General features: G+C 60.3%; 5 protein-coding genes. 3 read left to right on the forward strand and 2 right to left on the reverse strand.

Going from position 1 to position 4,443, the window contains the following annotated elements:
* The coding region (locus WBP53_RS14255) for an FHA domain-containing protein (RefSeq protein WP_423930049.1) at positions 1–478 on the reverse strand (478 nt) is incomplete at its 3' end.
* Between the two features lie 359 nt (positions 479–837).
* On the opposite strand from WBP53_RS14255, the gene WBP53_RS14260 reads away from it, so the two are divergent.
* The 3 genes from WBP53_RS14260 (at position 838) to WBP53_RS14270 (ending at position 3,214) form a co-directional block, all read left to right on the forward strand.
* Positions 838–1,113, forward strand: coding sequence for a polyhydroxyalkanoic acid system family protein (locus tag WBP53_RS14260; RefSeq protein WP_423930051.1), 276 nt, complete (start codon positions 838–840; stop codon positions 1,111–1,113).
* The gene (locus tag WBP53_RS14265; RefSeq protein ID WP_423930053.1) at positions 1,113–2,432 is read left to right on the forward strand and encodes a patatin-like phospholipase family protein; all 1,320 of its coding nucleotides are present in this window, start codon (positions 1,113–1,115) and stop codon (positions 2,430–2,432) included. The genes WBP53_RS14260 and WBP53_RS14265 overlap by 1 nt, the downstream gene beginning before the upstream one ends.
* Before the next feature lie 95 nt (positions 2,433–2,527).
* Positions 2,528–3,214: a phasin family protein gene (locus WBP53_RS14270; RefSeq protein WP_423930055.1), complete on the forward strand. Its 687-nt coding sequence runs from the start codon at positions 2,528–2,530 to the stop codon at positions 3,212–3,214.
* A 172-nt stretch (positions 3,215–3,386) separates the two neighbouring features.
* On the opposite strand, the gene WBP53_RS14275 is transcribed toward WBP53_RS14270, so the two are convergent.
* A partial coding sequence (locus tag WBP53_RS14275; protein WP_423930057.1) for an SDR family NAD(P)-dependent oxidoreductase occupies positions 3,387–4,443 on the reverse strand: 1,057 nt, incomplete at its 5' end.

Below are 4,443 nucleotides of genomic sequence, written 5' to 3' on the forward strand. Positions count from 1 at the left end.
TCGCGCCATGGTTTTCGGCCATTCCGGGCTCATCCAGATCCAGCCCGCTGCAGCCATTCCCAACCAGAAGTCGGCTCCCGATGCTGACGGTCTTGCCGAAATGCGAACCCGATACACCTCGAAGAACCACGCGGGATACCTCGCTGGGCCCGCCTTGTGCAGCTTCGGCCGGTACGCGCGTATCGATGATCTCGTCGAGATCGGGTTTGATGACGGCCGCGACGGCATCGAAGTTGATCACGTCGCCAAGCCTGAGCAGGGCTTTTTCGACGATCGGGCGGGCGTTCACGTGGGTACGGGCCTGAGCGTCAAGCACTTCCAGGACCATGCCCCGCTGGTCGATCAGCAGACGTGCGTGCCAGGGCTTGACCCCACCCGCATCGAGCATGACCGCATTGCCCTGCGCCGAGCCGATACCGGTGACTCCGTTATCGATGACAACATCGGCATGTTCCCCATTGGAAAAGCTCAGACGCATCGGTTCACGGAATTTCGGAATTGCTGGCACTTTAGCAGGATGCGACAGGACTGACACCTGCCTCGATCCGACATTGCTTGTACCCGGTATTCGGGCACGGGCTGCAGTTGGTGCGCGCATCGGGCAAAAGCGCCGTCCGGAGGCCAGCAAAAGCGCATGCGCGCATACAGGCGATTCGCCGGAGGGGAGTCCGGATGCAGATCTGCCCACCGGTAGAGTTTCACCTGGGCGAGTCAGGAATGAACGAAATCCGGCCGTGAACGCGGTCAAGGCTTCTGCAGGCAACACGACTGGGGCATCATAGTGTCCAATCGCGAAATAGTGCTGACTCGCGCAACACCCCATATCGGAGAACCTGGATGGCGAGCATTGATATCCGCCGAAAACACAATTTGTCAGTCAGTGAAGCACGCAAGGCGGTCAACAAACTGGCCAAGTCAATTGCCAAGGAATTCGATCTGGACTGCAGCTGGGAAGGCAACACGCTGGCCTTCTCCCGCAGTGGCGTGGATGGTCACATCGCCCTGGAGAAAGGCGAAGTCCACGTTTATGCGCAGCTGGGTTTCCTGATGGGCGTGATGAAGCCGATGATCGAGCAGGAGATCCATCGCCACCTCGACGAGCAGATCACCTGATGCTGGCGATCAAGTCAGCCAGGAAACCACGCAGGAAAGGCGGTCATCCACGCATCGCCCTCGCTGTCGCCGGCGGTGGTCCGATTGGAGGCATATTCGAGATTGGCGCTGTACGTGCGCTTGATGATGCCATCGAAGGCCTGGACCTGAATGCGCTGGATGCTTACGTCGGCGTCAGTTCCGGTGCATTCGTGGCGGCCAGTCTGGCCAACCGGTTGACCACCGCGGAGATGTGCCGGATCTTCATCACCGGTGACTCCGACCAGCTCCACTTTCGCCCGGAAGACTTCATCCGCCCGGCTATTTTCGAGTACCTGAACCGGCTCGCCGGGGTTCCGCGCATGCTGTTGACCGGGCTCACCGAGTTTGCCAAACACCCTTTCGACCTCAGCGTTTCCGACAGCCTGCTCCGACTTGGAAGCATTCTGCCGACCGGCCTGTTCGACAACGAGGCAATCGAGCGCTTCCTGAGAACAGCCTTTACCGCCCATGGACGCAGCAACGACTTTCGCAAACTTGCACGCAAGCTCTATATCGTTGCAGTCGAACTGGACAGCGGAAAGGCCGTTCGTTTCGGGACCGAAGGTCATGACGACGTGCCGATTTCCCGCGCCATAGAAGCCAGCGCCGCCCTGCCCGGCCTGTACCCGCCGGTGGCGATCAATGGAAAATATTATGTGGATGGGGCCTTGCGATACACGGTCCACGCTTCGGTTGCGCTTGAAGCAGGGGCTGACCTCGTGCTGGCCATCAACCCGCTCGTGCCGATAGACACGTCGAACGCGAACGCCACAGGCAAGGCCTCTCCGACCAGTCTGGTCGACGGCGGCCTGCCCTATGTCCTCTCGCAGATGTTCCGCACGCTACTGCAATCCAGGATGCAGGCAAGCATCCCGAAATATGAAGGCAAATACGAAAGCTCTGACTTGCTGATCATCGAACCTGATCATGACGACGCGGAAATGTTCTTCACCAATGTCTTCAGTTTTGCCCACCGCAAGAGACTGGCCGAGCATGCCTACCAGGCGACCCTCCACGATCTGCGTTCGCAACGGAAGTCTCTGGCACCACTGCTCCGACGTCATGGATTGAGTTTGCGCGATGAAGTACTGGACGAACCGGGCCGCACCCTGCTGAGCGGTCTGGAAGGCAAGCCGGCACGACGGTCACAGGCTACCTCGCAGCTTCATCGCACTCTGGACGATCTTGACCGCGCACTGGAACGCACGCGCTCACCGGCCAAGACCAAGAAGAAGCGACCGCGCACCCCGGCAAGCCCGCGCACCGGGTCCGCCAGAACGCCTTCGGCGCACTCGTGACCACAGCGCCCGACATCGACTACTTGCTCTATTGATATCCACTATTATTGCCGTCAATCGGGGCAAATGCCCTTGACCCTTGGAAGGAAAAGACCATGAACAAGCCCAAGCTGAAGTCCAAAGCCGCGCCCGCTGCCAGCAAATCAACGGCTCGCGCAGGCGGCAAGTCGATCGTAGAGTCCGCACAGCACATCTGGCTCGCCGGCCTGGGCGCTTTCGCCAAGGCACAGGACGAGGGAACCCGCCTGTTCGAAGCGCTGGTCCGCGAGGGCGTTTCCCTCGAGCAGAAGACCCGCAAGCTCACTACTGGCAAGGCTGATGAAGCCCGCGGCGCCGTTGAAGCGGCGGTTGGCCAGGTCAAGGAACGTAGTCAGGAGACCTGGGACAAGCTCGAAAAGGTATTCGAGACTCGCGTTTCGCGCGCGCTGAATCGCCTCGGCGTACCGGGCAGCACCGAGCTCAACAAACTGACCAAGCGAGTCGAAGAGCTTGGCCGCGAAGTGACCAAGCTCAACAGCAAGTCGGCGACGAAGCCAGCAGGCAGGAGCTCAGCAGCAAAAAGCGGCGCAACGCGCTCGGTTTCCCGAGTCAAGGACGAGCTGGCGGACGTAGCTCGCGAGCTTGAAAGTGCCCAGCTCAAACAGGCCGGCGCAAAGCGCGGCAGCGCGGGTGCCAGGAAGGCAACGGCAAAGAAGCCTGCAGCCAGGAAGGCAGCCACCAAGAAGAAGCCTGCTGCCAAGTCTGCAGCTCGCAAGGCTCCGGCCAGAAAGAAGAAAGCCTGACAGGCAAGCCTGCAACACGGTGATCGCAACTAAACAAAAGCCCCATTCCGCCAGCGGAATGGGGCTTTTTTGTGGGGCCAGCACCGACGGACTGGTGAATCCCGCGCTTCACGCCACCAGCATTCGCCGCCACCTCAAAACGAGCAACGGGTTGTGCAGGTCGCGCGACCCGCTACCAGTGGACTCCACGCATCAGCGCCGCGAACGCGACCTGTTCGGAAGATGGCCCCTGCTGAAGCTCCTGGCGCACACCCTTGATGCCCTTGGCTGCCGAAGAATCAGGGAACAAGCGGAACGCCGAGTTCATGACGATCTCGTAGGCGCGCGGAGAAACCGAATAGAACAACTGGGCGAAGATGCCGGTGCGCGTTGCCACGCGGACCTGGCGTTCAATAATCGCGCCCACGACGAGATCCGCCGCCTCCTCAGGACTCAGGGTAGGCACCGAATCGTACATCTTGGTCGGCGCGATCATGGGTGTCTTCACGAGCGGCATGTTGATGGTCGTGAAGTTGATCCCCTGGTCCGAAAACTCCGCCTGGGCGCAGCGCGAGAATGCATCAAGCGCTGCTTTCGATGAGACATATGCGGAAAATCGCGGTGCGTTGGTCAGCACGCCTATCGATGAAATATTGATGATGTGACCGCGATGGCGGTCGGTCATCTTCGGCAGAAAGCCCATGATCAGGCGCAGCGAACCGAAATAGTTCAGTTGCATCGTGCGCTCGAAATCATGGAAACGATCGTAGCTCGATGCAATCGCCCTGCGGATCGAGCGGCCGGCATTGTTGATCAGGATATCCACGCCGCCATGGTCGGCCGTGACCTGTTTGACGAACGCATCGCAAGAGGCAAGATCAGCCAGGTCGACCACGTAGCTGTGGCAGGATCCTCCGGCTGCCTCGATCTCGACTTTAGCCGCCGCAAGCTCGGCCTCACCGCGAGCACAGATAACCACCTTGGCGCCAGCGGCAGCCACCTTGAGCGCGACCGCCTTGCCGATACCCGACGAGCCACCCGTGACCACGACAACCTTGCGCCGGACTTTTCCGGACAGCGAGTGATCGACGAAAAGGGCCGGATCCAGGTGCCGCTCCCAGTAGTCCCACAGCCGCCACGCATAGGTCTGCAGTTTGGGCAGTTTCAACTTCGAACCACGCAGCGCACGCTCGGCCTCGCGCGTATCGAAGCGGGTCGGGTAGTTGATGAATCGCATTACTTCGGCCGGT

Source organism: Dokdonella sp. (assembly GCF_049593775.1).
Taxonomy (GTDB): domain Bacteria; phylum Pseudomonadota; class Gammaproteobacteria; order Xanthomonadales; family Rhodanobacteraceae; genus Dokdonella.